Here is a 2960-nt window from a genome sequence, read left to right as displayed (position 1 = left end):
ATCGTGACGGTCGCGGACGGGAGCGTCTGGTTGTCGGCATCCGTGACAGTGATGCCCGAGTCGATCGTCACGGGCGAGGCATGTCCGCCAGTCTACTAACGGCCGCGAGTGGAATCAATGAGTCCTGACCCCTTTGAATTCGCCCATAGCGGGCGACCGCATAAAAATGCTCGTCTTCCTGCACGGGAAACGACTTGAACCGCCCTTGATACACGTGCCCAGAACCGGTCGAATGCCGATGCGCGTGCCAACGCTGCGTGTGCGTCAGCGTGAGCCAGCCGACGAACCGCGACAGTTCGCCGTCGGCCGTAGGCCAGACCAGCAAATGCCAATGGTTCGGCAGCACGCAGTAGGCCAGCAGGCGTGTTGCGGTGCGCTCGACCGCCTCGATCAAGACTTGCTCGAAGGCCTGGTAGTCGCCCGCGTCGTTAAAGATCGTCATCCGCGCATTGGCACGGTTCAGCACATGATAAACGTAGCCGCCTTCAGCCGCGCGATGTGCCCGTCCCATATCACCAAAATACGCAGCGTGCGACCCTTTGTCAACAAAAAGGTTCCTGACACCTTTTCCCTCCCTTTTCCCTCCCTTCAATGAGTCCTGACCCCTTTGATTTGCCCTTGACCCCTTTGATTTGCCCTCCAATGAGTCCTGACCCCTCAGAATTCCTCAGACCTATTAGGGCCTCTTAGTTGTGGCCGTGAGCTTGGGCTCGATTGATTCGAAGTCATACATTGAAACAGTCCCGTCGCGGCCATTGTTTACGAGCGTTAGCATAAAGCAACCGTCGCCCGAGAACCCCCATCGTTCCGCGGGAATTTGCTGGGGCGGGGCTTTCCAGTCGCCGGTCGATGTCTCCCAGTAGAGGTCCGGAGCGAAGCTCAGGTAGCGCGAGTCGGATGTGAAAATGGCCCGTCCACCGGCAGGGCCGATGAATGGGCCCGTCCGCCGTTTCTCTGAGAAATGCACGTGCCGGAGCTTCCATTCGGAGGTGTCCCACAGCGTAAGCTCGAAGCGATCCTTTCCGTTCCAACGCTGGGCGAATAACCACGATCCATCGGGCGAAAAGACCGGCATACCGTAGCTATAGTCATAGTCGTCGTCGAGTACCTTCCAGCCGGACATGGTTGAGCCAGGTAGCTGCGAGAACAGTCCATCGGCACGAATCTGAGCGAGCATAAGAAACGCACCGGAACTAGCCACGGCCGACTGTCGTAAAGGCCGGTGCTCTTGAGCTGCCCCGGTCTTCTGCGCTTCGAATCGCTTCGCCGGCTCGTGCGCGCGAGCGGCAAATTCGAGCAAATCTTGCGAGCATACAATGACATTGCTGCCAAAGACTGCGAATGGCGACTGTTGCCCCGACGTCCTCTGTTGCCAATCCGCACGCCCTGTTATCGGGTCGCGGTTAAGGACAGAAGACCACTGGGAGGTGATCAGCCGAACAGGGTGGCCGCTGAACGCTCCCCAGCGGGCCGGGCCAGCCATGATCGAACCACCACGGACGAACGTTTCGAGGACAGTTTGCTCGCCGCCGCCGGTGTCCCAAAGGCGCATCGCATCGTCGATGCCAAAGGTCAGGAGGCGTCGGCTATCTGGCGAGAACTGTGATCCAACGACTTGCATATGGTGACCGCGACATCGGGCGTGCTGCTCGCCATCAGCGACGCGCCAGAGGTACACTTCGCTCTGATCCCGCCATTCGGGCTTGATTTCGGGTGGCTGTCCGCCGTAGCCAAATGTTTCGCTGAGCATCGTCACGGCCAGCAACTTGCTGTCTGGCGACCAAACCACACTGAGCGTTGTATACGGGTGGGGGCCGACGCGACGAATACGCGCCCCGGAGCGTGGGTTGCGAATATCCACGAATTTTTCGTTGCAGATTGCCACAGGCACCGATCCCGGCGCAAATGCAGCAAGCGGGCTCTCGTCACGATTCGAAAAACCCGGAGAGGCATTTACCGGCGCGGTCCAGAGTGTCCGCAAACCCTGCGCGTCACCCTGGCCTGCATCGTCTTGCGCGAGCGCGACGGACATGGTAGCCGTCAAGACGCAAATGACAACAGCTCCATAAGCCGCCGAGCGATGGCACCGGCGGCACGTGGCGAGGTTGAAGGCGGACCAGGGCATAGCTGATCGTTCCAATAGGAGTCGCATTGTTCATGGACGCGCGCACGCTGGCTGGCCAATGCGCTGCGCCCAGCCGATTCCGGCTACCGTAACGGCAACGGCTGCTGTGCGTTCATCTGCATGTTTAAGGTAAGCTTGTTTTTAGCCCGACCATTCGTAGTAAATACAGCGGCGTTCAGCTTCTCGCCGACGGTGGCAGGCGGCAAAAAGCCTTGTACGATGCTGACTCCGGGCAAGACCGTTGTCACGCCATTTGTGCTCCGGACGGGACCGCCCGACCAGTTGCCGGCGACGCCTACGCCGGAACCATCGAATTCGCCCGTACCATTGAACTGCCACCCCGCCTGCTCGACAATCGTGTAGTCATTTTTATTCAGCGTCCCGCCGCCGTATGTGGCCTTCATCTTGCTCGATGCGCTGTTCGGGGCCGGCACATCCGTGTCGGTGGTGTGAACCACAAACATTGTCTGGAAGACCCAATATAGGTTTATCGCACTCACAACGCCGTTGGGCGAAAGCGGCAACCCAACGGCAGACGGCAGGTCGGCCGCTTGGAACGTAATCGGCGCAGCCACGTTGGCAGCCCCGCTTAGCGCGCTGAATGCGACAGTCCCCTGGGGACTCGTCGTGTTCAACGGGTCGTACCATGGGAGCGGAAAAGGTGTCAGGAACCAATATTGGATATTTCCGGCCCTCCGCGGAGACGAATCGTGGTGGCGAGGCCCAGCCGATCGACGGCCCGCGCGGTCCAGGATTCGTCGCCGAAGGGCGATCCGCGGCCAACGCTACGACGCAGGGCCGATAGCTCGGCTTCAGGGGGGCGCGGAGCCAGGAG

3 protein-coding genes are annotated in these 2960 nt (G+C 60.1%); all 3 read right to left on the bottom strand.

Annotated elements, in window-relative coordinates; translation table 11 throughout:
- Positions 1–67: 67 nt before the first annotated feature.
- The 3 genes from VGG64_25270 to VGG64_25260 all read right to left on the bottom strand — a co-directional run bounded on the left by VGG64_25270 (position 68) and on the right by VGG64_25260 (position 2760).
- Positions 68–511, bottom strand: coding sequence for a transposase (locus VGG64_25270; protein HEY1602941.1), 444 nt, complete (start codon positions 509–511; stop codon positions 68–70).
- Between the two features lie 165 nt (positions 512–676).
- Positions 677–2032 carry a WD40 repeat domain-containing protein gene (locus VGG64_25265; protein HEY1602940.1) on the bottom strand — a complete coding sequence of 452 codons (1356 nt, stop codon included), beginning with the start codon at positions 2030–2032 and terminating at the stop codon, positions 677–679.
- Between the two features lie 176 nt (positions 2033–2208).
- A complete protein-coding gene (locus tag VGG64_25260; protein HEY1602939.1) occupies positions 2209–2760 on the bottom strand; it encodes a hypothetical protein in 552 nt (183 codons plus the stop codon).
- Positions 2761–2960: the final 200 nt, after the last annotated feature.

Source organism: Pirellulales bacterium (genome assembly GCA_036490175.1).
Classification (GTDB): domain Bacteria; phylum Planctomycetota; class Planctomycetia; order Pirellulales; family JACPPG01; genus JACPPG01.
This window is presented reverse-complemented; position numbering and strand designations above follow the sequence as displayed.

Bases quoted from the DNA above. Each gene is read 5' to 3' on its own strand.
- VGG64_25270 (HEY1602941.1), bottom strand. From the start codon at position 511: ATGGGACGGGCACATCGCGCGGCTGAAGGCGGCTACGTTTATCATGTG.
- VGG64_25265 (HEY1602940.1), bottom strand. From the start codon at position 2,032: ATGTCCGTCGCGCTCGCGCAAGACGATGCAGGCCAGGGTGACGCGCAG.